This window comes from Streptomyces sp. LE64, from assembly GCF_052606915.1.
This window is the reverse complement of sequence record NZ_CP199708.1, coordinates 4,027,542-4,052,354: the sequence shown is the minus strand read 5'-3', so window position 1 is coordinate 4,052,354 and position 24,813 is coordinate 4,027,542. Positions and strand designations below refer to the sequence as shown.

20 protein-coding genes and 1 tRNA gene are annotated in these 24,813 nt (G+C 72.1%); 9 read left to right on the top strand and 12 right to left on the bottom strand.

Translation table 11 applies throughout. The features are described 5' to 3' along the window. Positions 1 to 224 precede the first annotated feature (224 nt). Positions 225 to 449, top strand: a complete 225-nt coding sequence (locus tag ACSMX9_RS18360; protein ID WP_445403021.1) for a hypothetical protein — start codon at positions 225 to 227, stop codon at positions 447 to 449. Next, positions 442 to 756, top strand: coding sequence for a hypothetical protein (locus tag ACSMX9_RS18355; protein WP_445395246.1), 315 nt, complete (start codon positions 442 to 444; stop codon positions 754 to 756). Before ACSMX9_RS18360 ends, ACSMX9_RS18355 begins: the two co-directional genes overlap by 8 nt. A gap of 270 nt (positions 757 to 1,026) precedes the next feature. Here the strand turns inward: ACSMX9_RS18355 and ACSMX9_RS18350 are convergent, their stop codons facing one another. Beyond that, a complete protein-coding gene (locus ACSMX9_RS18350) occupies positions 1,027 to 3,111 on the bottom strand; it encodes an ATP-binding protein (RefSeq protein ID WP_445395244.1) in 2,085 nt (694 codons plus the stop codon). A gap of 328 nt (positions 3,112 to 3,439) precedes the next feature. On the opposite strand from ACSMX9_RS18350, the gene ACSMX9_RS18345 reads away from it, so the two are divergent. Together ACSMX9_RS18345 and ACSMX9_RS18340 are read left to right on the top strand one after the other, a co-directional pair. Then, a complete protein-coding gene (locus ACSMX9_RS18345; RefSeq protein ID WP_445395242.1) occupies positions 3,440 to 4,297 on the top strand; it encodes a hypothetical protein in 858 nt (285 codons plus the stop codon). Positions 4,298 to 4,396: 99 nt separating this feature from the next. Continuing rightward, the gene (locus ACSMX9_RS18340) at positions 4,397 to 4,780 is read left to right on the top strand and encodes a beta/gamma crystallin domain-containing protein (RefSeq protein WP_445395240.1); all 384 of its coding nucleotides are present in this window, start codon (positions 4,397 to 4,399) and stop codon (positions 4,778 to 4,780) included. Between the two features lie 202 nt (positions 4,781 to 4,982). Here ACSMX9_RS18340 and ACSMX9_RS18335 read toward each other — a convergent pair whose 3' ends face one another. Together ACSMX9_RS18335 and ACSMX9_RS18330 are read right to left on the bottom strand one after the other, a co-directional pair. Then, the gene (locus tag ACSMX9_RS18335; protein ID WP_445395238.1) at positions 4,983 to 6,383 is read right to left on the bottom strand and encodes an SMI1/KNR4 family protein; all 1,401 of its coding nucleotides are present in this window, start codon (positions 6,381 to 6,383) and stop codon (positions 4,983 to 4,985) included. Positions 6,384 to 6,468: 85 nt separating this feature from the next. Then, complete coding sequence (locus ACSMX9_RS18330; protein WP_445395236.1) at positions 6,469 to 7,854, bottom strand: cystathionine beta-synthase; 1,386 nt, start codon at positions 7,852 to 7,854, stop codon at positions 6,469 to 6,471. Positions 7,855 to 8,092: 238 nt separating this feature from the next. On the opposite strand from ACSMX9_RS18330, the gene ACSMX9_RS18325 reads away from it, so the two are divergent. Next, complete coding sequence (locus ACSMX9_RS18325) at positions 8,093 to 9,124, top strand: SGNH/GDSL hydrolase family protein (protein WP_445395234.1); 1,032 nt, start codon at positions 8,093 to 8,095, stop codon at positions 9,122 to 9,124. Positions 9,125 to 9,172: 48 nt separating this feature from the next. On the opposite strand, the gene ACSMX9_RS18320 is transcribed toward ACSMX9_RS18325, so the two are convergent. Continuing rightward, a complete protein-coding gene (locus ACSMX9_RS18320) occupies positions 9,173 to 9,685 on the bottom strand; it encodes a hypothetical protein (protein WP_351242947.1) in 513 nt (170 codons plus the stop codon). A 514-nt stretch (positions 9,686 to 10,199) separates the two neighbouring features. Here ACSMX9_RS18320 and ACSMX9_RS18315 point away from each other — a divergent pair. Further along, positions 10,200 to 11,420, top strand: a complete 1,221-nt coding sequence (locus ACSMX9_RS18315; RefSeq protein WP_445395232.1) for an acetyl-CoA C-acetyltransferase — start codon at positions 10,200 to 10,202, stop codon at positions 11,418 to 11,420. 326 nt (positions 11,421 to 11,746) lie between these two features. Further along, positions 11,747 to 12,661, top strand: coding sequence for a hypothetical protein (locus ACSMX9_RS18310; protein ID WP_445403020.1), 915 nt, complete (start codon positions 11,747 to 11,749; stop codon positions 12,659 to 12,661). Positions 12,662 to 12,725: 64 nt separating this feature from the next. Here ACSMX9_RS18310 and ACSMX9_RS18305 read toward each other — a convergent pair whose 3' ends face one another. The 6 genes from ACSMX9_RS18305 to ACSMX9_RS18280 form a co-directional block, all read right to left on the bottom strand. Continuing rightward, entirely contained in the window at positions 12,726 to 13,037 is a 312-nt protein-coding gene (locus ACSMX9_RS18305; RefSeq protein WP_445395230.1) for a hypothetical protein, read from the bottom strand. Between the two features lie 147 nt (positions 13,038 to 13,184). After that, positions 13,185 to 14,087, bottom strand: coding sequence for a Bax inhibitor-1/YccA family protein (locus tag ACSMX9_RS18300; protein WP_351242955.1), 903 nt, complete (start codon positions 14,085 to 14,087; stop codon positions 13,185 to 13,187). A 597-nt stretch (positions 14,088 to 14,684) separates the two neighbouring features. Next, the gene (locus tag ACSMX9_RS18295) at positions 14,685 to 15,140 is read right to left on the bottom strand and encodes an RICIN domain-containing protein (RefSeq protein ID WP_445395228.1); all 456 of its coding nucleotides are present in this window, start codon (positions 15,138 to 15,140) and stop codon (positions 14,685 to 14,687) included. Between the two features lie 304 nt (positions 15,141 to 15,444). Next, positions 15,445 to 15,855: an RICIN domain-containing protein gene (locus tag ACSMX9_RS18290; RefSeq protein WP_366116477.1), complete on the bottom strand. Its 411-nt coding sequence runs from the start codon at positions 15,853 to 15,855 to the stop codon at positions 15,445 to 15,447. A gap of 951 nt (positions 15,856 to 16,806) precedes the next feature. Next, positions 16,807 to 16,890, bottom strand: a tRNA-Leu gene (locus ACSMX9_RS18285). A gap of 359 nt (positions 16,891 to 17,249) precedes the next feature. Then, on the bottom strand, positions 17,250 to 17,600 hold the full coding sequence (locus ACSMX9_RS18280) for a DUF5713 family protein (RefSeq protein ID WP_366116484.1): 351 nt from the start codon (positions 17,598 to 17,600) through the stop codon (positions 17,250 to 17,252). 276 nt (positions 17,601 to 17,876) lie between these two features. On the opposite strand from ACSMX9_RS18280, the gene ACSMX9_RS18275 reads away from it, so the two are divergent. Beyond that, positions 17,877 to 18,647, top strand: a complete 771-nt coding sequence (locus tag ACSMX9_RS18275; protein ID WP_445395226.1) for an ABC transporter ATP-binding protein — start codon at positions 17,877 to 17,879, stop codon at positions 18,645 to 18,647. Between the two features lie 106 nt (positions 18,648 to 18,753). Then, a complete protein-coding gene (locus tag ACSMX9_RS18270) occupies positions 18,754 to 21,285 on the top strand; it encodes an ABC transporter permease (RefSeq protein WP_445395224.1) in 2,532 nt (843 codons plus the stop codon). A 111-nt stretch (positions 21,286 to 21,396) separates the two neighbouring features. Here the strand turns inward: ACSMX9_RS18270 and ACSMX9_RS18265 are convergent, their stop codons facing one another. Beyond that, on the bottom strand, positions 21,397 to 22,824 hold the full coding sequence (locus ACSMX9_RS18265; RefSeq protein WP_445395222.1) for a class I SAM-dependent methyltransferase: 1,428 nt from the start codon (positions 22,822 to 22,824) through the stop codon (positions 21,397 to 21,399). A gap of 231 nt (positions 22,825 to 23,055) precedes the next feature. Further along, positions 23,056 to 24,438: an NAD(P)/FAD-dependent oxidoreductase gene (locus ACSMX9_RS18260; RefSeq protein ID WP_445395220.1), complete on the bottom strand. Its 1,383-nt coding sequence runs from the start codon at positions 24,436 to 24,438 to the stop codon at positions 23,056 to 23,058. Between the last annotated feature and the right edge of the window lie 375 nt (positions 24,439 to 24,813).

Genomic DNA, 24,813 nt, shown 5'->3' with positions numbered 1-24,813 from the left:
CACGCACCAACCAGCCCGGACCGCGTTCCCGCGCCGGGGCTCACCGCGTGGAACGGGCGGACGTCCCGCGCGGCGGGCGCCCTCCTCCCGGGAGGACGAGCATGGCCGAGGAGACGTGAGGCGGAACGCCACAGGGTCAACACTCCCCGAGATCGAGTCCGTTCGAGCGATGCTTGCCAGCTTCACACCCTTCTGGCTGTCGAGCCGTGTAGCACGTGGTGACCATGGGACATGGCGACCGGCACCAGAAGAAGGATGTGGAAGCGGCGCTCCGAAGGGCCGAGGCAGCCGGGCTGAAGGTGACGCGTACCGGACGCGGCCATCAATGGGGGTATCTCCTGTGTTGTCCTTGTCGTGCAAGGCGCTCGGTCTCGTGTACGCCGCAGAGTCCAGGAGAAGAGGCCAAGTTCATTGACGGATTCGTCAGGAAGCATCGCAACTGTGCGTAACTGGTATTTCAACCTGGTGCTGGAGCAGGAGTCCCTCACCGAAGGGCAGTGCGACCGGCTGGTTCACCTGGCCAGCTTTCACGACGGAAGGATCTCGCTGGTCGAGGAACCCGGTCGCTCTTGGTTCACGTGCTCTTTCGAAGCGGAGACGCTGACCCGGGCCGTCGCGGACGCCCTGGCACGGTTCAAGGACCTCCCGGGGGTCCTGGTCCGCAGCGTGGAGCTGGACGAGATCGCTCTCGAATACAACGACATGCAGACCCCGGCCGTGGCCAGGCTGCCCGCTGAGGGGACGGAACCGGGGTAGGGCCATTCCTCCGGACCCGGTTCCGGCAACCCCTCCTCGTGCCCCACCCCCAGTGGACCCGCTTCGTCCGGCACATCAGCGCCTGACCCACCCGGAACCACCTCGGAGCCCCGGTCCCCGACCGGGGCTCTCGCACGCCCACCCGCCAACCTCCGTACCACCACCGGCGGGAAGCCGCGACTGTACCGCGGCGCCGGGCCGCGAGGACGGGGAGCGCCCGGCCGCGGTCCGTGGCGTCCTGCTCGGGCGACGGAGCCGGCCCTTCGCCGGTCAGAGGTGGCCGGGGCCGTGGAGTTCACGCTCCCAGAGGCGATCGCTCAGCTCGGCGAGCGCCTTCTGGAGCCGACGGCGGTAGGTGCCGTACGGCATGCCCAATCGGGCCGCCGCCGCCTCCTGGCTGCGCCGGGCGTCGAGATAGGTCGCCCGGAGGACCTGGTGGGACCGTGGTGCGTCCGATCCGGCGGCCAGCGATTCCACGGCGGACCCGAGCACCCACCGGATGCGTGCGGCGGCGTCCGCGCCGGGGGCGTGCGCCATGAGCCGGGTACGGGCCAGGGCGTTCGCGGACAGCACGTCGGCCTGGTGCACGTTCCTGAGCGCGTCGCGTACCGCCGCGTCGAACTCCTCCCGGGCGAGCACCACCAGTTCTTCGGCGGGCGGGCCGGGCCGCTGGCCGGAACGCGGGTCCGGGTTCACCTGGTCGAGCCGCCGCCCGCTGGGGCGGAGCCACTGATCGACGGAGACGGCCCGCCAGTCGTGCGCGAACAGGGTGTGGGGCCGGCCGTCGACGGAGGGCGCCTGGTCGATCGCCGGTTGGTCGAGGTAGGAGAAGAACGGCCGCCACGCATCTCCGTCGGAGAGGGCGACGTACGACCAGCCCACCTGCTTGGCGTGCATGAGCTCCCCCACCACCCGGTGCAGCATGATGTCCATGGCGGCGGAGGGGCCGCGGACGCCGTCCCGGCGCACGAGGAAGCGGGCCACCACCAGGTGCTCGCCCTCCCGGAGCGGCAGAGTGGTGCGGCAGTGCTCCCAGCACGCGGCGACGACCGGGTCGGCGCTCAGCTGCCGTGGGTCCGGTTCGTCGAGTTCGAGCCAGGCGCTGAACGCGGCCGGGCGATCCGTGCTGGAACTCCGCAGCACCCGGAACGCCTCGGGCCGTTCGGCCAGCCAGAACCCGACGATCGCCGCCGACTCCTCCCCCTCCGCCCCGCGGGTCAACTCCACGAGCAGCTCGTGGTCCTCCGCGCGCAGGTAGTCCTCGTACACGTCGCCGTTGATCCGCCAGGTCAGGAAGCGGGAGACGAAGCCGTTGGACCGTTGCAGATGGGTGAAGGCGAGCACGGCCGGCACGAGGTCGGCGCCCGTGGCGGCGCGAGCCCGGGCGACCACATGGGAACGCACTCTGCCGTGCAACTCGACGTAGCCGCCGGGATCCCGCCACCGCAGATCGGCGTCGAGGATCTCCCGCACCACGTCATGCGGGAAGACACCGAGCGGAGAGAGGTCGATGTACGGCTGCCGACGCAGCCAGTCGAACAGCTGTCCGGCGTCCGCGTCGGGTAAGGCGTGGGCGAGCAGTTCCTCGGTGGTGGCGAGTGCATGGGCACACACCTCCAGGGCCTGGCGGTGTTCCGGCGAGGGCACGTCGTCGACGAGATGCCGGATCAGGGCGGCGATCACGTCCCGGTCCGGCCGCCACACCATGGCGCGGCGGCCGGTGTCCCGCTTGGCGACTTCCGCGGAAAGCCTCAGGGCCACGGGGTTGCCGCCGGCGAACGAAAGCACCGGGGCGTACAGTTCGGCCGGCACACCCTCCGCACGCAGCAGTTCGACCGCGTCGCTCGGGGACAGGTCGTCGAGACGGACGACCCGCAGGGACTTCCGCCATCCCGGGTCGGTGCGCCAGCGCACTCCGGGTGGCTGACGGCCGGCGACCACGACCAGGACCCCCAAGGGCAGTTGCGGCAGGAACTTCTGGTGGAACCACTCCTCCAGCCCCTGGCAGCGCTCGAAGTCGTCCACGAGAAGCACGGTGTGCTGCCCCGTCAACACCTCGGCGGCCGCGTCCTCCAGGTCTCGGCGGGAAGGGAGCATGCCGCGCACTTTGACGTGGACCACGGGCCGACCCGCCTCGCTGGCCTCGTCCCCGAAGCGTCCCAACAGGGTCGACTTGCCGATGCCGCCCTGACCGTGCAGGAAGAGCACCGCGGCGGAGTCGGGGTCGCCCGCGACCGCGTTCAGCGACTTCCTGAACAACGCCACCTCCCGCTCCCTCCCGACGAAGCCGTGCGAGCGGTCGGCGCGCAGCCGGTCGGCCAGGCGAGCGGGGGAACCGGAAGCGTTGACCAGCATGGGACCTGTCCGCCCTCTCACGGCCCCCGGCGGTGCTCACCAGGAGCCTCTCGTGCCCTCGGTAGTCCATGGCCTCCACAGACTAACTGCCTTGGTAACGCTCCGGGTTGTGGCGGTGAGCAGTTCGTGAGCACGGCCTGATCTGGTGGTGAGCAGTACGGGCGAACAAGGCTTGGCACCGACACACCGACACACCCAATCGCTGCGAGCCGGGAGGGACATGTCCGCCGAGCACCCACCACCGTTGGGCCGCGACGCGCACCGGGAATGCAGCGCGGCCGGTGAGAACGGCCAGGACCCGCGCCGACGCACCCCCACCACGTCTGTCATGACCACAGCATGTGCCATGGTGATGGGCATCGGCCTGGCGGTCACCGGCTGTTCTGCGGGCGGCGGGGGCGCGGACAGGACGACGACTCCGCCGGCCATCGCCTCCGCGCCCGCGCCGCCCGTCACCGGGTACGACGGACTGATCGAGCTTCCGCTGTCCGCCTACGGCACCACCGAGCAGGAAGACAACCTGCTGTACCGGACGAACGAGGCGCTGGTCGCCCGCTGCATGACGGGCCTGGGGCACCGGGGCTTTCCGAGCCCGCGGACGCCCCGGAGCACCACCAGGACGAAGGCGGAGAGAGAGGCCGTCCGGCCGGCCGGCGCCTGGGGCTACATCGGCAGGGCTACCGCCGAGCGCCTCGGGTTCCACGTCGCGGTGCCGGTTCCGGCGGCCAAGGCCCCGGCCGGCCGGGAGCTCAAGGACTACAACGCCTGCTGGAAGAAGGCGGGCGAGGATCTCCCGTCCCTCGCCGGCACCCGGGGCTGGAAGCTCGCCCAGGAGCTGTTCGGCCGGTCCTTCCAACAGGCGGCCGCGGACAGCAGGGTCACGGCGGCACGCGAACGCTGGGCCGCCTGCATGGGCGAGGCCGGCCACCCGGCCGAGGATCCCGAGAAGCTGGCCGAGGGCTTCCTGACCGACGAGAAGGCGACGCCGAGGGAGATCGCCGTGGCCACGGCCGCCGAATCCTGCACGCGGTCGTCGCAGCTCGCAGGCGTCTACTTCGCCGTCCTCACCGGCTACCAGCGGCAGCTCGTATCCACCCACACCGAAGCCCTGACCGGCTACCAGCGGCAGGTCCGGGAGCGGATCGACCGGGCCGAAGCCATCCTGTCCGCGCCTCCCACGGCCTGATCCACGGCCACTCACCCCTCGACGCCGAGGGGCGGTGCGGTCGGACCGCACCGCCGCCCGGCGCGCCAACACACCCAGAACAACGAAGGAGAAGACTCCATGAACCGATCTGTCAAGCGGGCGGCGCTGTCCGCCCTGACCGCCACCGTCGCGGCGGTCTCACTCACCGCAGTCTCCGTCCCGCAGGCCGCCGCGATCAACCGCGTCGACTGCGGTACGAGGGAGGACTTCGCGAAGGTCTACGGGCACACCGGGAACAACAGTAGCGACTGGAACAGCTGCTGGGCCAACGGTGGGTCGGAACAGTGGTCGTGGTGGAACAGCCCGGTCGACTGGATGAAGTGGCTGAAGACCGGCAACAACGTCGTCCAGTGGCACGGCGACGGAAGGTGGCAGCCCAACGCCGCGATCGGGAAGTGGACCACCTACAGCTTCCCGAACCACCCGGGCGGGGTGCGGATCGACGGAATCCGCATCCTCTAGGACCTTCCTGCCCCCACCGGCCAGGTGGCGCCTGCCGGTGGATGACGGCCGGGGTCTTCGGGCGGTCGATCGAGTTCGGTGGCACCCCACCGCTCGCCCGCAGGCCCCCGCCGGACCGGTGGACGCTCCGCCCCGCACCTCACCGCCCGGCCTCCGCGGGCCGGGGCCCGGCCGGCCCCGGTCCGGCGCCCGGAACGCCGGGCTACGCCAGCGGGCCGAGGTCTCCTTCGAGGACGGTCCGGACAATCGGGGGCCGGTCCCAGAGGGCCAGGACCTCGTTGGCGAGGGCCACGATCGCCACCGGGTCGTGGTCGCCGTGCACCACGACGGCCGCGGCCGACAGGCTCGGCGGTACGGCCCCGGCGTCCAGGAGGACCCGCCACTCCTGCGGGCCGAGCTCCAGGAACTCCAGTCCCGTCAGCTCCTTGATCTCCAAGGGGTCGGCCAGGGTGCCCGGGTAGGCGGTGAGGGTGCGCAGTCGGGGCAGTCCGACGACGGGGGCGAGGCTGAGCGGTGCGCCCTCCCACACGCCGATGGAGAGGACCTCCAGGGCGGGGTGGGCGGCGGCCCGGACGCTCTCCAGGCTGGACCGGTTGACCCTGGCCACCACGGGCGACTGCCGCCGCACCCGCGGGTCGTCGGGTTCCGCGGGGGGCCGGCCGAGCACCAGGTCGGTGAGGGAGTCGGCGAGGAGTTCGGCGCCGGTGTCCCGCTCGTGGGAGAGCAGGATCACCTGCCCGGTGTGTCCGCGCGGGCCCGGGGTGAGGTCGACGGCCAGCTGGTCACCGCCGCCGTTGTCGCCGAAGGCGATCCAGCCCGGTGAGCCCACGAGGCCCTGCACCGCGGCATCGGTTGGGGTGACGACCGCCTCTGTGGCACCGGAGCCCCAACGGCAGTGCCGGGACGCCGCGTCGGCCACGTACAGGTCGTCGAGGTCGGAGAGGTCACAGCCGACCGCATCGCCGATGCGGTCCGCTTCCTCGTAGCGGTCCGGGTCGTCCCACGGCACCCGGGTCACCCGGTAGAGCGCCTTGAGTTCGTCGGGCAGCGCGAGGCCGAGGCGCGCCTCGGTGGCGGCGATCTCCTCCTCGGTGGCGCCGACGGCGTCCGGCAGGCGTTCGCGCAGCGTCCGTTCCAGCAGCTCCAGGTCCGCCGAGGGGGCGGGCACCGCCTCGGGCGCCGGGTCGGGGAGCCTGCGCCAGGGTTCCGGAACGGAGCCGTCGACCAGGACGAGCGCCCCCGGGTGCGGGCCGATGCCGGGCTCCACCGCCGGGCTGGGCGCCGCCAGGTGGAGCGCGGTCCTCCCGGACTGCTCCACCTCCGCGGTGAACGCCAGGCTGTCGACTGCGGTGCCCGCGAGCGCGTTGCGCACCCGGTCCACCGCCTCCGTCTCCTCCCGCCGGTCCTCCGCCTGCACCGCCCGCCCGGGCGGCGGCATCGGACGGTTCAGGGCCAGGCTCCAGCCGCCCCGGCCGATGCGCCCCGCCACCCGCACCGGCCCCGTGCCGTGGTCCCGGGGCCGGTCGGCCAGCAGGAGCCGCAGCACGGGTTCCCAGGTGGCGAAGTCATGGATCAGGGCAAGGGAGTTCGGCTGATCGTCCATCCGCGAACCGTACGCGGGGCCGCTGACAGCCGAGCGCCCCGGCCCGCACGCGATCCGGGCGGACGACGCCCCTCCGACCCGTCGACTACCCCGCGGCCTTCGCCAGGAAGGCGAGCAGGTCCTGACGGCTCACCACGCCCGTGGGCTTCCCCTCGACCAGGACGATCGCGGCGTCCGCCACGCCCAGGACCGACATCAGGTCGGCCACCGGTTCGCCCGAGCCGACCTGCGGCAGCGGGGCGGACATGTGCTTCTCCAAGGGATCGGCGAGGGAGGCCCGCTGGGTGAAGAGGGCGTCCAGCAGCTCGCGTTCGACGACCGAGCCGACGACCTCCGCGGCCATCACGTCGGGGTGGCCGGCGCCCGGCTTCACGATGGGCATCTGGGAGACGCCGTACTCACGGAGCACCTCGATGGCCTGGCCGACCGTCTCGTCGGGGTGCATGTGCACCAGGGAGGGGAGGTCGCCCTCCTTGTCGCGCAGCACGTCGGCGACCCGGGCGGCGCTGCCGGTGTCCTCCAGGAAGCCGTAGTCGGCCATCCACTCGTCGTTGAAGATCTTGGAGAGGTAGCCGCGCCCGCTGTCCGGGAGCAGCACGACGACCACGTCGTCCGGGCCGAGGCGTTCGGCGACCCGGAGCGCGGCGACGACCGCCATCCCGCAGGAGCCGCCGACCAGGAGGCCCTCCTCCTTGGCGAGCCGGCGGGTCATCTGGAAGGAGTCCTTGTCGGACACGGGCACGATCTCGTCGGCCACGGTGCGGTCATACGCGTCGGGCCAGAAGTCCTCGCCGACGCCCTCGACGAGGTAGGGCCGGCCGGAGCCGCCCGAGTACACCGAGCCCTCCGGGTCGGCGCCGATCACCGTGACCCGGCCCTCGCTGGCGTCCTTGAGGTAGCGGCCGGTGCCGGAGATGGTGCCGCCGGTGCCGACGCCGGCCACGAAGTGGGTGATCTTCCCCTCGGTCTGCTCCCACAGCTCGGGGCCCGTGGAGTGGTAGTGCGAGAGCGGGTTCTGCGGGTTGCTGTACTGGTCGGGCTTCCAGGCGCCGGGGGTCTCGCGGACCAGGCGGTCGGAGACGTTGTAGTACGAGTCCGGGTGCTCGGGGTCCACGGCGGTGGGGCAGACGACGACCTCGGCGCCGTAGGCGCGCAGCACGTTGATCTTGTCGGTGGACACCTTGTCCGGGCAGACGAAGATGCACTTGTAGCCCTTCTGCTGGGCCACGATTGCCAGGCCGACGCCGGTGTTGCCGCTGGTGGGCTCCACGATGGTGCCGCCGGGGCGCAGCGCGCCGCTCTCCTCGGCGGCCTCGATCATGCGCAGGGCGATGCGGTCCTTCACGGAGCCGCCCGGGTTGAAGTACTCGACCTTCGCCAGGACCGTCGCCCGGATGCCGTCGGTGACGTTGTTGAGCCGCACCAGCGGGGTGTTGCCGACGAGGCTGACCATCGAGTCGTGGAAGTGCACCGTTGTCTCCGGGCTGTGCTGAAGGGTGAGGGTTCGTCCTCACCCTACGGCCCGGCGCCGCGCGGCGGGCCGGGGCACGGTGGTCCGGGGTCCGGTGCGCGCCGGTGCACACCCCGGCGCGTGCGGCCGGACGGGCACCGCCGTTCGGCCCCGACCGTTCACCCGTCGCTCGCGATTGGCGCACCGTCCCGGCGGGGCAAGGACTGGGTGTACGGCTCGGAGGAGGTGGCTGCGGCGCATGTCGAGGGCGAGGGTGGCACGGCGGATCGCCGCGGGCGCGGCGTACGGCGGCGGCGGGATCGGGCTGCTGGGGGTCGCGACGGTGGGCGTGGTGCTGGCCGAGGTGCAGTTGGCGAAGCGGCAGGTGGGCAACCACGGCGCGGGGAACCCGGCGCCGCCGCGGGCCGACGGCCGCTACGGGACGGGGCTGGCCGGCGGCGGGGAGCCCGTGCGGCTGGTGATGCTGGGCGACTCCACGGCGGCGGGGGTGGGGGTGCACCGGGCCCGGGAGACTCCAGGCGCCCTGTTGGCCTCGGGGCTGGCGGCGGTCGCGGACCGGCCGGTGGAGTTGCGGACCGTCGCCCAGCCCGGTGCCCGCTCCGACGACCTGGAGCGGCAGGTGGGGCTGGTGCTGGCGGCGCCGGAGCGGATGCCGGACGTCTGCGTGATCATGATCGGCGCCAATGACGTGACCCATCGCATCCCGCCCACCCGTTCGGTGCGCTGGTTGGCGACCGCGGTGCGCCGGCTGCGCACCGCGGGGGCGGAGGTAGTGGTGGGCACCTGCCCCGACCTGGGCACGATCGAACCGGTGTACCAGCCGCTGCGTTGGCTCGCCCGGCGCACCTCGCGGCAGTTGGCCGCCGCCCAGACCATCGGCGTGGTGGAGCAGGGCGGGCGGACCGTGTCCCTGGGCGACCTGCTCGGTCCGGAGTTCGCGGCCAACCCCCGGGAGTTGTTCGGCCCGGACAACTTCCACCCCTCCGCGGAGGGCTACGGGACCGCGTCGATGGCCGTCCTGCCCACGGTGTGCGCGGCGCTCGGGCTGTGGCCGGAGGAGGAGCGGCCGGACGCCTTCCGGGACGAGGGGTTCCTGCCGGTGGCGCGGGCGGCGGTGCGGGCCGCGGAGGAGGGCGGCACGGAGGTCACGGCGGCCCCGCAGACCGGTCCGCGGGGCCCGTGGGCACTGCTGAAACGGCGGCGCCGGCGGCGCATCCACAGCCCCGGGCCGGAGGTCGACCAGGACCGTCCGAGCCCGGCCGCCCCCTGATGCGGCTCCGCCGCCCGGGCCGCACGGCCCGGGCGGCGGAGCGCGGGATCAGAGGTTCTCGCGCTTCCAGACGTTGACGTTCTGCCGCTTGGGCACGTCCACGGTCTTGTTGGCGTACGCGGTCCGCCAGCGGCACTGGCCGTTGTTGAAGACCTTCTTGGTCACGTTGACCTTCTTGGAGGCGTGGTACATCCGGATGCGCTGGGTCTTGCCCCGGGCGATGTCCAGGCTGTACGTCCAGGTGTCCGAGTCGCTCCAGGACTTGGTGTAGGTGCCCTCGTACTTGGCGGAGATCTTGACGACGAGCACCTCGATGTCGCCGCTGAGCCCGGCGGAGCCGGACCAGCCGGCGGTGGCCGTCTTGGTCTTGGCGTAGTTGATCCGCCCCGGGCCCTGGATGAAGTCGCTCATCACGTTGGTCGGGCGGTAGCTGTTCTTGGCGTTCGACAGGGTGAACCTGGGCTTCTCCGGAGCACAGGCCGCGGCGCTGGGATGGGCCGCGACGACGGTGCCCGCCGACACCATCGTGAGCACCAGCGCACCGCGCGTGATCGTTCTCATGGGTCCCCGCTTTCCTGGTCGGGCGCCGGCCGCCGGTCGGGCCCCCCTGGCCGCCGGTCGGGTGCTGCGCCCGCTGCGGCAGACAGTGCCAGGGCGGGGCGCGGGGGCGCACCGGCATTTCAGCAACATCTGAGGTGACCGTCCGTTTCCTCACCCTTTCGATCCGCAGTCCGGCGGGGTGCGACCGTCCGATCGCGGGGCGGAGGGCACCCGCCGATCGGCGAGGACGTGGCCGGGACGCCCCGCCCCGGCGGCCGGAACCCGGCGGGCCGCGACCTCCGTCCCGCCGGCCGGCCCGTCCCCGGGCCGGCCGGAGTACGCTGAGCAAGCGCTTGGAAACGCGGTCCGGGTCACACTCCGACCCCCGTGACCGAGGAGCTACGTAGCGGTAACTTACGTGCGCGTCGTCCCGCGCGACCGCAGGAACCCGTCCGTACCGCCCGATCGCGCCGGACCGCCGCGCCCCCGCCCGGCCCGACCCGTCCGGCCCGGTCCCCCCGGCAAGGAGAACCCGATGCCCGAAGCCGTGATCGTCGCCACCGCTCGCTCCCCCATCGGCCGCGCGTTCAAGGGTTCACTGAAGGACCTGCGCGCCGACGACCTGACCGCCACGGTGGTCGCCGCCGCGCTCGCCCGGGTCCCCGGACTGGACCCGCGCGAGATCGACGACCTGATGCTGGGCTGCGGCCTGCCCGGCGGCGAGCAGGGCAACAACCTGGGGCGGATCGTGGCGGTGCAGCTGGGCCTGGACCAGCTGCCGGGGTGCACGATCACGCGCTACTGCGCCTCCTCGCTCCAGACCAGCCGGATGGCCCTGCACGCGATCAAGGCGGGCGAGGGCGAGGTGTTCGTCTCGGCGGGCGTGGAGATGGTGTCCCGCTTCACCAAGGGGAACTCCGACAGCCTGCCCGACACGCACAACCCGCTCTTCGCCGAGGCGGAGGCCCGCACCGCCGCCGTCGCCGCGTCCACCGGCGCCGGCTGGCACGATCCGCGCGAGGACGGACTCCTCCCGGACGCCTACATCGCGATGGGGCAGACCGCGGAGAACCTGGCCCGCCGGGAGGGCATCACCCGGGCGGAGATGGACGAGTTCGGGGTGCGCTCCCAGAACCTCGCCGAGCAGGCCATCGCCCGGGGCTTCTGGGAGCGCGAGATCACCCCCGTCACCACCCCGGACGGCACGGTCGTCACCGCGGACGACGGGCCGCGCCCCGGGGTCACCCTGGAGGGCGTGGCGGGCCTGAAGCCGGTGTTCCGGCCCGACGGGCTGGTCACCGCAGGCAACTGCTGTCCCCTGAACGACGGCGCCGCCGCGTTGGTGATCATGAGCGACACCAAGGCCCGCGACCTCGGACTCACCCCGCTCGCCCGGATCGTCTCCACGGGGTTGTCCGCGCTCTCCCCCGAGATCATGGGCCTCGGGCCGGTCGAAGCCTCGCAGCAGGCGCTCGCCCGCGCGGGGCTCACCATCGGGGACATCGACCTGGTGGAGATCAACGAGGCGTTCGCCGCGCAGGTGATCCCCTCCTACCGCGCCCTGGGGGTGGACCTCGACCGGCTGAACGTGAACGGCGGCGCCATCGCGGTGGGCCACCCGTTCGGGATGACCGGGGCCCGGATCACCGGCACCCTGATCAACAGCCTGCGGTTCCACGACAAGCAGTTCGGCCTGGAGACCATGTGCGTGGGCGGCGGCCAGGGCATGGCGATGGTGCTGGAACGGCTCTCCTGAGCCGGCGCACCCCCGGGCACGGCGCCCCTCCCGTTACCCGTGCCCCCTTGAGGGGCCGGGCCGGCGTTGGTTACGGTTGTGCGCTCTCGGGCGTGCGTCGCGCATCGTGACCCCGTCTCCCCCAGGACATCAAGACGCGTCCCCTACGGGGAGAACGTTTGCGCAGCTCACACGGTTGCCCGGGATGCACTCCCATCTTGGATTGTTCCTAAATCCAGCAATCTGCCCGATTCGTGACGTAATGCACTGACAGAGGGCGGGTCCGCACCGCAAGCTGAGATGGGAAGTCGGGGGTCGACTGACACCGGGAGTACTACGTGAGCGCCATGTCCACCGCTTTGCTGGTCACCACGGTCGCCGCCACCGCCGTGGGCACCGCCGCCCTGTGCGTCGTGCTCGGCGTGCGCCGCCAGCTCGCCGAGCTGCGCACGGAACTCGTGGCGCGCGCCTCGGCCGATGCCCGTGCCCTGGTGCCCGCGGCCCGTTCCGCCGACACCGAGGAGATACGCACGGCGGTCGCCGCCGCCCTCGCGGAGGAACGGGAACGCGAACTCGCCGAGGCCCGCGCCTTCTGGGCCGCCCAGGAGGCGCGGGACATCGCCGACGCGCCGTCCCTGCTCGGCCTGACCGCCGATGACCTGTACCTGCCCCGACCGACCGACTTCGTGGGCCGCGTGGACTCCCCCGAACCGCACCCCGCGACCGCGCCGGAGGGCCCGGAGGGCGCCGAGGGGCTCGTGGACGGGCCGGGCGTCGACCCCGCGGAGGGGACGCCAGAGACCACCACGCTCATCGGGCCCGGTCGTCCCGTCGACGGCCAGGAAGCCCGCCCCGGCCACCCCGGCGACTCCCCCGAACTGGCCGCCGCCCGCCGACGTCACCCCTCGCACCCCGACTTCGTGCCCGCCCAGGTCACCCAGCCCCCGTCGTTCACCCCGATCGGCGACCACGAGCGCACCGTGCTGTGCCTGGAGGAGTTGGCGGCGACCCGGGCCGCCCTCGCCGACGTCCGCCCCGGCCCGCTCGGCACCCTGGACGTCTACGTCTTCGAGGACGGCACCACGCTGTGCATGAGCCCCGGCCACCGCGAGACCGCCGAACGGCTCGCCGCGGCACTGCACGCCGGTGACGCGCCGGTCCTGCTGGGGGGCTCCGGGATATCGGGCGCCTACGCGCTGACCTTCTCCTGCGGCGAGGAGACGGTGTACGTGCTCGCCGACCGGGTCATCGCCTCGCTCTGACCCTCCCGCACACAGGCGCGGGGGCGCGCACGCCGTACGGCGTGCGCGCCCCCGCGATCTGCGTTCACACGCCGGCGCGGGCCTGTGCCTCGTGCACCAGGGCGACCGCCTGGGCTAGCTGGTCGGAGTCCCCCAGCACCACCGCCAGGTCGCGGGCGGCCACCGTCACCTGGTCGGCGACCGCGAACATCCCCGCATCGGGCATCTCGCGGGGCTCGGTGCCGGGGGCCTCAAGGTGCTGGGCGCGCCGGGAGAGCTCCCGGGCGAGGTCGAGCGCCACGGCGGCGGCGCCGCGCTGGAGGCGGCTCTGCGGGGCGGCCCGCAGGTGGTCGGCGAAGCGGTCCACGGCGGCGGTCAGCGGCGTCGTATCAAGCACGGCCCGACCCTATGCGATGCCCGCACGCCGTCGCCTCCGCCGCTGCCGGACTCCCGGAGGCCGACACACGCGGACGGCCCCGCGAACCGAGGTGGTTCGCGGGGCCGTCCGTCGACCGGGCGGGGCGGGCGCCGGGCCCGCCCCGGGTCAGTCGCTGCTCTGGAGGATGGCGATCAGACGCAGGAACTCCAGGTAGATCCAGACCAGGGTCATCGTCATGCCGAAGGCGGCGAGCCACGCCTCCTCGCGCGGGGCACCGTAGGCGATGCCGTCCTCGACCTGCTTGAAGTCGAGGGCCAGGAAGCAGGCGCCGAGCAGGACGCCGACGATACCGAAGACGATGCCGAGCGTGCCGCTGCGGAAGCCGAGGCCGTCACCGCCGCCGAACACCGCGAACAGCATGTTCACGGCCATCAGCAGGACGAAGCCGAGCGCCGCGGCCATCACGAAGCCGTAGAAGCGACGGTTGACGCGGATCCAGCCCGCCTTGTAGGCGACCAGGACCGCGGCGAAGACCGCCATGGTGCCGATCACGGCCTGCATGGCCGCGCCGCTCGCGATGCGGTTGTCGACGATGCTGGAGATGACGCCGAGGAAGACGCCTTCCAGGGCGGCGTAGGACACGATCAGCGCGGGCGACGCCTTGCGCTTGAAGGACTGGACGAGGCCCAGCACCATCGCGGCGAGACCGGCGACGACGGCGACGCCGATCGCGCGGCCGATGTTCGCGTCGTCCACCGGCAGCAGCGCCCAGGCGAGCGCGGCCGTGACGACCAGGATGCCCAGCGTGGTCGCCGTGCGCACGATGACGTCGTCCATCGTCATGCGACCGGTGGAGACCGGGGCCTGCGGGCCGGCGCCCTGGAGGCCGTCCGGCTGCGCGTAGGGGTTGGCGGCGTACGGGTTGGTGGGCGCGGCGGTGCCCTGCGCGTACGGGTTGCCCTGGGTCTGGACGGCGGGTCCCCCGGCCTGCGGCGCGGCGTTGAACCCCGCGTAGCCGTTGTCGCGGCTGAACCCCCGACGCGAGAAGACCGGGTTACTGCTCCTCATTTCACTCCTCCATGGCCGCCCTGCGCGGCCTTGGCTCAAGAGTAATGTGCGGGCAAAGGATCTCCCCTAGTGCCTAGGGAGGATCTTTCCCCTTCCGTTACGGAAGAACGTCCGGCGGTAGCCGTCTGTTCCCGCACGCTCACCTGTTTCGTCTGTCCTACCCGCTTACCCGGCGGGCACGGCGTTCTCACCGGTCCCCACGCATCCGCCTGGAGCAACACGGGTCGCGTGCGTCACATCCGACGCCGGTGGCCACCCGCCCCGCGGGCACGGCGGCCCGGAGCCCCACTCTCGCCGGACCGGCCCCGGCACCGCCACCCGATTACCCCGTTCGGAAGCGTGTCGTCACCACGGACCCACGGCAATCGGGTGCGGAATGCGTGTGCGACCGCATCCCGGCGCGCCTCCTTCACCGGTTCGCATACCCGATCGACCGGGTACTGCGCGGATTCGAGGAATCGGGAATGCGCGGTGCCGGGGCCTGCCGGCGCCGCCGACCGCACTGCGGACGGGGCTGCGGGTGGCCGGGGCCGGGCCGACCGGTGTCCCGTGGGAGGGCAACGGGCGCCAAGGCGGGAGGCGCGGACCGCGGAAGGCTCAGAGCCAGCGCTGGTGGGTGCCGGAGTTGCAGGTGCGGGTGTGGACCCGGCCGGTCGCCTCGCCCTCCAGGCAGTGGCCCGAGAGCGCGTAGCTGAGGACGTGGGCGGAGGACGAGGAGACGATCCACCGCCCGCGCGCCGCGGTGGTGCAGCTGTAGGTGACGACCTCGCCCAGGGTGTCGCTGTCCAGACAGCGGCCCGTGACCTGGTTCTTCAGGTAGTAGCCGGAGGTGGAGCCGGAGACCGACCACCTCTGCTGGGCGCCGGCGTCGCAGACGCGCAGGTAGACCCGGTCCGTCGCGTCGCTCTCCAGACAACGGCCCGTGGCGACGTTCTTGAGTTGCCCGGTGCCGGGGAAGGAGACGGCCTGCGCCGGGCCCGGCACGGCGAGGAGTCCGGCCCCGGCCATCGTGGCGGAGCACAGGACGGAAACCAGGCTCTTTCGCTTGAACATCGTCACCCTCTCGTGAACGCCCTGGCGGCGGTGAACGCTTCTCGGCCCGCTCCGACGCGGCCGGGGCCGTACCAGCGGGAAGGCGGCACCTCCGAAGGGACCGGAGGTGCCGCCCTGCGTGCTCGTGCCACGGCCGTCGTACCGCTCCCGTCAGCGCGGCGGACGGCCGCCGGCCTCCACGGCGGGCGGCGGAGTCCCGCCGTGCGGTGGCGGTGCGTCACCCGCTCATGCGGCGGGCGCCTCCGTCATCGGGGCGGCTTCCGTCTCGGGCGGGACCTCGCGGGTGCGTCGCACCGCGGGAGGATCAGGTCCAGCGCTGGTAGTTGCCGGAGTTGCAGGCGTGCGTGTAGACGTCCCGCGCCGCGTTGCTGTCCAGACAGAAGCCCGTGGAGACGTTCTTCAGCACCCAGCCGGCACCGCTGGTGTAGATGGTCCAGCGCTGGTAGTTGCCGGAGTTGCAGGAGTGCGTGTAGACGTTCCGCGCCGCATTGCTGTCCAGACAGTAACCGGTGGCCTGGTTCTTCAGGACGTAGCCGGCGCCGGAGGAGTAGACCGACCAGTTCTGGTAGGCGCCGCCGTTGCAGCCGAGGGTGTAGACGTTCCGCGCGGCGTTGCTGTCCAGGCAGAAGCCCGTGGAGACGTTCCGCAGTTGCTCGGTGCCCGGAATGGCGGCCTGTGCCGGTGCGGACACGGCGAGCACTCCGGCGCCGGCCATGGCAGCGGAGGCTAAGGCAGAAACCAGGGTCTTTCGCTTGAACATGATTCCCTCTTTCGTGATTGCCGTTGTCGCTGTGGAACGTATCCGAGGTGATCGACGGGAACAACGGCAGCGACGGGCTCCGTTTCCTCAACAGGCGTGTGCGCGCCAAGAGTTACATCCCATGAATAGTGCGCACGGCTGGTGGTAGAAGTGGTCACCACGGCGCCCGAGAACCACGGTATCGGGGTGATTTGACCACCGGAAACGGAGTTCCGTGCTCCGACCCCGGACGCCCAAGTTACCGAAAGATGCCGATCGTTCTTCTTGTTCGCACCGAACGGTTCCACCGGAACAGGAAATTCCATGGACGGGAACAGGCGGGATAGGTTTGCCTTTGCCTCGAAATCAGGTCTGCTTCCCGCAGCCCGTACGGATCCGGAATTCGACAACGGGCCCGCCCCCCTACCGGAGAACGACGCGGCGAGGCTTCCCGTTCCCCGTGCACGGAGGCGATCGGGCGTGCCCGCCTGGAGCACGGACCCCGGGATTCCTTCCCGATCAACTCCGGTTCGAGGTCGGGGCGCTCCGCCCCCTCGACGGGATGCACCGCAGAATTCCCTCGCGGCGTCGGGTGCGGACATGCGACCGGACCCGAAGTCCTGCCCTGTCGCAGGGGTTTCCGGAGGGCGGCGGAGCCTCGGCCATGGTCCCGCCGCCGGCCGTCCGGGGTGGTGCGGGTGTGGGGCTCGGAGGGACGTCGAGCGGCGGCCTCGTCGCCCCCGGACGCGCGGAAGCCTTTGCGGCCCCTCGGAGGGGCTCCGCGTCTCGACTCCGACGGGGTCGCTCGGGCCGAGCCCTGGCTCCGCCTCCGCGGGAGTGCCACCGCGTCGACCCGGTGCCGCCGGCCCGAGGCGCCGCCGGCCGCGGGTCGGCCGCCTCGCCGGCCGTCGCGAATGTGAAGATCAGTGCCCGGAACCGGACTTGAACCGGTACGCCCCGCGCGGGGCAGCGAGGTTTAAGCTCGCCGTGTCTGCATTCCACCATCCGGGCCCGGGCCGTGGCGCCGTGACCAGGGGTCCGAGCCTATCCGGACGGGTAGTCCGAACAGCCGAGTCACAGCCCGATGTTGTCTGATTTTATTGAGGTCTGAGGGAGCATCAGACACCAGGGCCCTCCTCTTCGCACCCGGAGATCGTGGTCATCGACGGGTCACGGCCGTGCCGGTGGAATGACGGGATTTCACCGTCCGTGTAGGGGGTCGTTCGGTCGTTCGCGTGGGTTTCGGCCACCAGGATGCGACGGGTCGTCAGCTCGGCGATCCTCACATCACCCACACGAGTCCCTCTGGCACCCTCCACCAGACCACCACACACAGCCGGACGACCCGTCTCGGACATCCGGCGGGGAGGTCACCAGTTGCGTTCCTCGATCAACCGCTCGGGGTCCGCGTCCGCGAATCCGTAGGCCTCGGCCACGAGGAAGAACGACTCGCCGATCTCCTCGCGGGCCACGGTCTCGAACTCGCTGCCCGCCGCGTCGAAGGCGGACTCCAGGTCGTTGAACTCCCGGGTCGCGACCGCGGTGAGGGCGTACAGCGCCGTGAGGTCCACCACCGGTGCGGCCTCGATGCGCTCGCAGAGCCGCAGCAGGATCGCCTTGCCCCGGTCGACCAGGTGGTCGGGGAAGTGGTCGTCGGCGTACATGCCCGCCAGGAGCCCGGAATCGGCGAGCTCGTGGATCTTCTGGTTGTCGACCGGCACGGTGGCCCGTCCTCTCGTCGGCTCGGTCCGGCGCCGTCGACGACGGCGCCCGGCGGCCGGCCCGGCGGGGTCCGGCCGCGCCCCACTGTGCACGGCGGCACTGACACCCCCGGGCAGACCCCGGGCGGATGCGGGGGTCCTCCCCAGGTATGACGGCGCCGGGCCCGGTCCGTCTGAGGACTGTCCCCGGAACGGGAACAGCGGCTGACTCCACGGCGCGAATCAACGGACAAGATGAATGACGTACCGCACCGACCCCGACAGGAGCCTCCTCCCGTGACCACCTACTCCATCGCCGACCGGGCCACCGGCGTGGCCGCGCGTGCCACCGAGCTCAGCAAGGTTTACGGCCAGGACGAGACCAAGGTGGTCGCGTTGGACCGGGTCAGCGTCGATTTCCACCAGGCCCGGTTCACCGCGATCATGGGCCCCTCGGGCTCCGGCAAGTCGACGCTGATGCACTGCGTCGCCGGCCTCGACACCTTCACCGGCGGCTCCGTCACGATCGGCGAGACCGAGCTGGGCAGCCTCAAGGACAAGCAGCTCACCCAGCTCCGCCGCGACAAGATCGGCTTCATCTTCCAGGCGTTCAACCTGCTGCCGACCCTGACCGCCCTGGAGAACATCACCCTCCCCATGGACATCGCCGGCCGCAAGCCCGACCGACAGTGGCTCGACACCGTGATCGACATGATCGGACTCCGGGCCCGACTCGGCCACCGCCCCACCCAACTCTCCGGCGGCCAACAACAACGCGTCGCCGTCGCCCGCGCCCTCGCCTCCCGCCCCGACATCATCTTCGGCGACGAACCCACCGGCAACCTCGACTCCCGCTCCGGCGCCGAAGTCCTCGGCTTCCTCCGCAACTCCGTCCGCGAACTCGGCCAAACCGTCGTCATGGTCACCCACGACCCCGTCGCCGCCTCCTACGCAGACCGCGTCATCTTCCTCGCCGACGGACGCATCGTCGACGAACTCCACACCCCCACCGCCGACGCCGTACTGGACCGGATGAAGGCCTTCGACGCCAAGGGCCGCACCAGCTGACCCCACCAGCCACCCCACGGCCCACCCCCACGGCCCACCCCCGCAGCCCGGCCACCACCCCCACCACACCACCGCCACCCGGCCCACACCCCAGGACACCACACCCATGCTCCGTACCGCCTTGCGCAACGTCCTCGCGCACAAGGCCAGGCTGCTGATGACCGTACTCGCCGTCATGCTCGGCGTCGCCTTCGTCTCCGGCACCCTGGTCTTCACCGACACCCTCGGCAACGCCTTCCGCAACCAATCCGCCAAGAGCTACGACAACATCGCCGTCGCCGTCGAGGGCCCCTACGGGGACGAGGAGGAAGCGGGCATCCCCGCCGCCACCCTCAAGAAGATCGAGGGCCTGGACGGGGTCGCCGGGGTCACCGGCCGGGTCTCCGGCTTCGCCGGGGTCGCCGACCAGGACGGCGAACTGATCGGCAGCGGCTGGTCCAACAAGGGCGGCAACTTCGCCCCCGGCAAGGACGGCAAGGACGCCGCCTACGACTTCACCCGGGGCACCGGCCCGGTCGAGGCGGATCAGATCGCCCTCGACAAGGCCACCGCCGACGCGGGGAAGTACCAGGTGGGCGACACCGTCCGGGTCGCCTCGACCGGGCCCGTCAAGGAGTTCGTCCTCGCGGGGATCTTCACCACCGAGGACGGCGCCGTGAACGCGGGCGGCAGCCTCGTCCTGTTCGACACCGCCGTGGCCCAGCGGCAGTACCTCCAGGCCGGACGGTTCCAGAACCTGACCGTCACCGCCGAGCCCGGCGTCCCCGCCGAGCGCGTCCTCGCGGGCGTCGAACCGCTGCTGCCCAAGGACTCCAAGGCCAAGACCGCGCAGGCGTGGGCCGACCAGGAGGCCAAGGACATCGAGTCCGGCATGACCAACATGAACACGATGCTGCTGGCCTTCGCCGGGATCGCGCTCTTCGTCGGCATCTTCCTGATCGCCAACACCTTCACCATGCTGGTCGCCCAGCGCACCCGGGAACTGGCCCTGATGCGGGCCGTGGGCGCCTCCCGCCGCCAGGTCAAGCGGTCCATCATCCTGGAGGCCCTCTTCGTCGGCGCCCTGGCCTCCGCCATCGGCTTCGGCGTCGGCCTCGGCCTCGCCACCGGGCTGCGCACCGCGATGGACTCCTGGGGCGTCAAGATCCCCGCCGGCCCCCTGGTGATCTCCCCCACCGCAGTCCTCGCCGCACTCGGCGTCGGCATCGCCGTCACCGTCCTCGCCGCCTGGCTACCCGCCCGCCGCGCCGCGAAGATCCCGCCGGTCGCCGCCATGAGCAGCGTCCACGCGGCCGCCACCGCCAAGTCCCTGCTGGTGCGGAACGTCATCGGCTCGGTACTCACCGGCGCCGGCGCGCTGGCCATCGTGGGCGGCGCCTCCTCCGGCGGCGGGACCGGCCGGATGATGATCGGTGCGGGCGCCTTCCTGGCCCTCATCGGCGTCATCGTCCTCATCCCGCAACTGGCCCGCCCCGTCATCGCCGTCTTCCGGCCCTTCCTGGTGAAGACCTTCGGGGTCTCCGGCAAGCTCGCCGCGCAGAACGCCGTCCGCAACCCGCGCCGCACCGGGGCCACCGCCTCGGCGCTCGCCATCGGCCTGACCCTGGTCACCGGCCTGACCGTGCTCGGCGCCACCCTCGGGCAGGCCATCGACCGCACCACCACCGACAACCTGCGGGGCGACTACGCGGTCACCATGGCCAGCGGGCACTCCCTGGACGAGTCGGCGGTGGCGGCGGTCGCCAAGGCCGAGGGCCTGACCGCGTTCTCCTCGCAGCAGGCCGCGTACCTGGACATCGACGGCGAGCACCGGGCGGCCTCCGGGATCGACCCCGCGGGCGTGGCCGAGGTGTTCGACCTGCCGGTCGTGAACGGCTCCCTCGACACCCTGGCCGACGGTCAGATCGCGGTCGACCGGAAGACCGCCGACGAGCAGGGCTGGAAGGCCGGGGACACCGTCTCCGCCACCTTCGAGGGCAACGGCAAGAAGGACGTCCGAAAGCTGACCATCGGGGCCGTCTACCAGGAGAACGAGTTCGTCTCGCCCTACCTCGTCCCGCGCGACATGTTCGCCCCCTACGAGGAGCGGCCGGAGATCCGCGAGATCTGGGTCAAGATGGAGGGCGGCGCCACCGAGGCCAACAAGCAGGCGCTGATCGACGCCCTCGGGGACAACCCGGCCGTGGCCGTGCAGGACGAGCAGGAGATCCGCGACACCTTCGGCGGCGTGATCAACGTGATGCTCAACATCATGTACGGGCTGCTGGCGATGGCCCTGATCATCGCGGTGCTCGGCGTCGTCAACACCCTGGCCATGTCGGTTTTCGAACGTCAGCAGGAGATCGGCATGCTGCGGGCGATCGGCCTGGACCGGCCCCGCGTCAAGCGGATGATCCGCCTGGAGGCCATCGTGATCTCGATGTACGGCGCCGTCGTCGGCATCGCGCTCGGCTCCTTCCTCGGCTGGGCCGTCGGCGAGACGATCCGCGACAGCATCCCCGGCTACGAGCTGGTGATCCCCTTCGGCCGCGTCGGGCTCTTCCTGCTGCTGGCCGGCCTGGTCGGCGCCCTGGCCGCGCTCTGGCCGGCGCGCAGCGCCGCCAAGCTGAACATGCTGACGGCCATCAAGACGGAGTAGCCGCCGGGGACCCCCCTCCCGGTGCGGCTCCTCCCGCCCCGGCACCGGATCGCCTCCGGTGCCGGGGCGCTCCGGTGCCGGGGCGCTCCGCGCGTCGCGGTCCGGCGGGGTTCAGCGCGGCAGGGGCAGCGGGTCGTCCGGTGCCGGCTCCTCCCGTGCGCCAGGGGCGTGCGGGACGGCCGGCGGGGCGGCCGTCAGCGGGTCGGCCGTCCAACTGCGGGTGCGCAGCGGCAACCCCGACGCGCCGGAGCCGGTGGTGCGGACGGCGAGGATCTGGTTGACGCCGATCCGGTTGCGCTCGAAGGCCAGCGCGGACGCGGCCATGTAGAGCCGCCACACCCGGGCCCGTCCCGGGGAGGTGAGCGCGGCCGCGCGCGCCCAGCCGGCCTCCAGGTTGCCCACCCAGTGGCGCAGGGTCAGGGCGTAGTGCTCACGGATCGACTCCAGGTCGCGGACCTCGAACCCGGCCCGTTCCAGGACGCCCACCGTGGTGCCGACCGGTGCCAGCTCGCCGTCCGGGAAGACGTACGCGTCGATGAACTCGTCCAGCCGGTAGGCGGACTCGTCGCCCCGCGGACGGCGGGAGATCTGGTGGTTGAGCAGCCGCCCGCCGGGCCGCAGCAGGTCGTGGAGGTCACGCGCGTACTCCAGGTAGCGGTCCGCTCCGACGTGTTCCGCCATCCCGATCGAGGAGACGGCGTCGTAGGGCCCGTCGTGGACGTCGCGGTAGTCCTGGAGGCGGATCTCCACCAGGTCGGAGAGTCCCGCCCGGGCGACCCGCTCCCGGGCGTGGGCGGCCTGCTCCCGCGACAGGGTCACCCCGACCACCGCGGCCCCGTGCTCCCGCGCCGCGTGCAGCGCCATGGAGCCCCAGCCGCACCCCACGTCCAGCAGCCGCACCCCGGGGCGCAGCCCCAGTTTGCGGGCGACCAGCTCCAGTTTGGCCCGTTGGGCGCCCTCCAGGTCCCCCGCGGCACGGGCGGGGTCGTCCCAGTAGGCGCACGAATAGACCATGGACGGGCCGAGGACCAGCCCGTAGAAGTCGTTCCCCACGTCGTAGTGGTGGCTGACGGCCCGTCGGTCGCTGCGGCGGGTGTGCAGGTGCGGCCGGCGGGTGCGGTGGCGCTCCTCGCGGGGCGGGCGCGGCGGCGGCAGCGGGCCGGCCAGGGCGGCCAGTTCGCGGGCCGCCGCCCGCACCGCGGGATCGCGCAGCAGGGCGAGCGGGCCCGGGGCCCGCCCCTCCGGCCCGTGCAGCACCCCGGCCAGCGCCTCCAGCACCGCGTACAGGTCGCCCTCGACCTCGATCTCCCCGGCGACCCAGCCGCGCGCCAGCCCGAGTTCCCCCGGCTTCCACAGCAGCCGGCGCAGGGCCCTGCGCCGGCGGATCACCAGGGTGGGGGGCGGCGGGGCGGGGCTCCGGTCGGGCGTCGTGGGGGACGGATCGGACTCCGTTCCGTCCCAGGCCCGGATGCGGAACGGGAGGGGGGCGTCGAGGTGGCGCTCGGCGAGGCGGCGGATTCGGTGGGCGGCGGACGGCATCGCGGGGTCCCTCCGTGGCGGGCGGCTGACGGTCGCTCACCACGTAAACACCGGTGACCGGGTCGGACCGTCCCGGCCGCCGGTTCCCCCGTCGGTTTTCCGTCACTGCCCTCCGGGTGGCGGAACGGTCCGGAGCACCGGGCGTCCCCCGCCCGGCGGGGCCCGGACGCGCCGAGGGGCCGTCCGCACCACGGATGGCGGACGGCCCCTCGGGACGTGCTCGGGCTCGGATCAGGCGCTGACCTGGGCCGGCTCCTCCTGCTTCGCCGCGGGCGGCGGGGTCGGCTTGGCGGCCTCGTAGAACTCCTCGCGGGGGGTCTCGATCGCACCGAGCGACACGACCTCGCGCTTGAGGAACATCGCGAGGGTCCAGTCCGCGAAGACCCGGATCTTGCGGTTCCAGGTCGGCATGGCCATGCCGTGGTAGCCACGGTGCATGTACCAGGCGAGACGGCCACGGAGCTTGATCTTGAACTTGCCCATGACGATCATCGCGACGCCCTTGTGCAGGCCGAGGCCCGCGACCGCGCCCTTGTTGGCGTGGCTGTACTCCTGCTGCGGGAAGCCCCGCATGCCGGAGATGACGTTGTCGCCGAGGACCTTGGCCTGGCGCAGCGCGTGCTGGGCGTTGGGCGGGCACCAGGCGTTGGGGTTGCCGGCCTTGCGGCCGACGAGGTCCGGCACCTGGGCGTTGTCGCCGGCGGCCCAGATGTAGTCGCTGCCCTGCACCTGGAGGGTGGTCTGGGTGTCGACGTGGCCGCGCGGGCCCAGCGGCAGGCCGAAGCGCGCCAGCGCCGGGTTGGGCTTGACGCCGGCGGTCCACACGATGGTGCCGGCGTCGACCTCCAGGCCGTTCTTCAGCACCACGTGGCCGTCGACGCAGGACTCCATGGAGGTGTTGAGGTAGACCTCGACCCCCCGGCCCTCCAGGTGGTCCTTGCCGTACTTGCCGAGCTTGGGGCCCACCTCGGGCAGGATCTTGTCGGCCGCGTCGACCAGCACGAAGCGCATGTCCTCGCGGGAGACGCTGCCGTAGTACTTGGCCGCGTCGCGGGCCATGTCCTCGACCTCGCCGATGGTCTCGGCACCGGCGAAGCCACCGCCGACGAAGACGAAGGTGAGCGCCTTGCGGCGGATCTCCTCGTCGGTCGTGGAGTCGGCCTTGTCGAGCTGCTCCAGAACGTGGTTGCGCAGGCCGATGGCCTCCTCGACGCCCTTCATGCCGATGCCCTGCTCGGCGAGGCCGGGGATCGGGAAGGTGCGGGAGACGGCGCCGAGCGCGATCACCAGGTAGTCGAAGGGCAGCTCGTACGCGTCACCGACGAGGGGCGCGACGGTCGCGACCTTGCGGTCCTGGTCGATGGTGGTGACCCGGCCGGTGAGGACCTCCGCCTTGGGGAGCACGCGTCGCAGCGGAACGACGACGTGCCGCGGGGAGATGTTGCCGGCGGCGGTTTCGGGGAGGAAGGGCTGGTACGTCATGTACGACCGCGGGTCGACGACCGTGACCGTCGCCTCGCCGTACCGCATCTTCTTGAGAATGCGGCGCGCCGCGTACAGACCGACGTACCCACCGCCTACTACGAGGATCCTGGGACGCTCCGTGGTGCTCATGCCATCGAGTATCCACCCGGTGGGGAGGGGTACTTCGTGCGCCCCTTCACAAGGTTCGTTGGACCCTCTGCTATAGTGCGCGACCCACGTGATGGAGGTCATGCGGACCCGGGGGAACCCGCACCGTTCCCGATACGTTGGGACACCCCTGTCAACACCGTCTGAGCTGCACCGCAGACCCTCGGCACGGTCCCCTTCACCCCCGCGCGCCCGGCGCGCGTAACACGCCTGGAACACCCCACAGTCACCCGACTCGGGACCTTGGACCCGTAGCGGGGGGTCTCGGGGGGCTTCAGGGCCCTCGCCTGGCACTTTTTCCTTGTGAAGAACTTCACGAACTTTCTCCCGGAGGGTGTCCCGAACGGCCCGGAACGG

Coding starts and splice junctions, on each gene's coding strand:
- ACSMX9_RS18260 (WP_445395220.1), bottom strand. CDS start 24,438: ATGAGCACCACGGAGCGTCCCAGGATCCTCGTAGTAGGCGGTGGGTAC.
- ACSMX9_RS18360 (WP_445403021.1), top strand. CDS start 225: ATGGGACATGGCGACCGGCACCAGAAGAAGGATGTGGAAGCGGCGCTC.
- ACSMX9_RS18320 (WP_351242947.1), bottom strand. CDS start 9,685: ATGAGAACGATCACGCGCGGTGCGCTGGTGCTCACGATGGTGTCGGCG.
- ACSMX9_RS18350 (WP_445395244.1), bottom strand. CDS start 3,111: ATGCTGGTCAACGCTTCCGGTTCCCCCGCTCGCCTGGCCGACCGGCTG.
- ACSMX9_RS18345 (WP_445395242.1), top strand. CDS start 3,440: ATGACCACAGCATGTGCCATGGTGATGGGCATCGGCCTGGCGGTCACC.
- ACSMX9_RS18325 (WP_445395234.1), top strand. CDS start 8,093: ATGTCGAGGGCGAGGGTGGCACGGCGGATCGCCGCGGGCGCGGCGTAC.
- ACSMX9_RS18300 (WP_351242955.1), bottom strand. CDS start 14,087: ATGAGGAGCAGTAACCCGGTCTTCTCGCGTCGGGGGTTCAGCCGCGAC.
- ACSMX9_RS18270 (WP_445395224.1), top strand. CDS start 18,754: ATGCTCCGTACCGCCTTGCGCAACGTCCTCGCGCACAAGGCCAGGCTG.
- ACSMX9_RS18295 (WP_445395228.1), bottom strand. CDS start 15,140: ATGTTCAAGCGAAAGAGCCTGGTTTCCGTCCTGTGCTCCGCCACGATG.
- ACSMX9_RS18335 (WP_445395238.1), bottom strand. CDS start 6,383: ATGGACGATCAGCCGAACTCCCTTGCCCTGATCCATGACTTCGCCACC.
- ACSMX9_RS18290 (WP_366116477.1), bottom strand. CDS start 15,855: ATGGCCGGCGCCGGAGTGCTCGCCGTGTCCGCACCGGCACAGGCCGCC.
- ACSMX9_RS18315 (WP_445395232.1), top strand. CDS start 10,200: ATGCCCGAAGCCGTGATCGTCGCCACCGCTCGCTCCCCCATCGGCCGC.
- ACSMX9_RS18310 (WP_445403020.1), top strand. CDS start 11,747: ATGTCCACCGCTTTGCTGGTCACCACGGTCGCCGCCACCGCCGTGGGC.
- ACSMX9_RS18340 (WP_445395240.1), top strand. CDS start 4,397: ATGAACCGATCTGTCAAGCGGGCGGCGCTGTCCGCCCTGACCGCCACC.
- ACSMX9_RS18265 (WP_445395222.1), bottom strand. CDS start 22,824: ATGCCGTCCGCCGCCCACCGAATCCGCCGCCTCGCCGAGCGCCACCTC.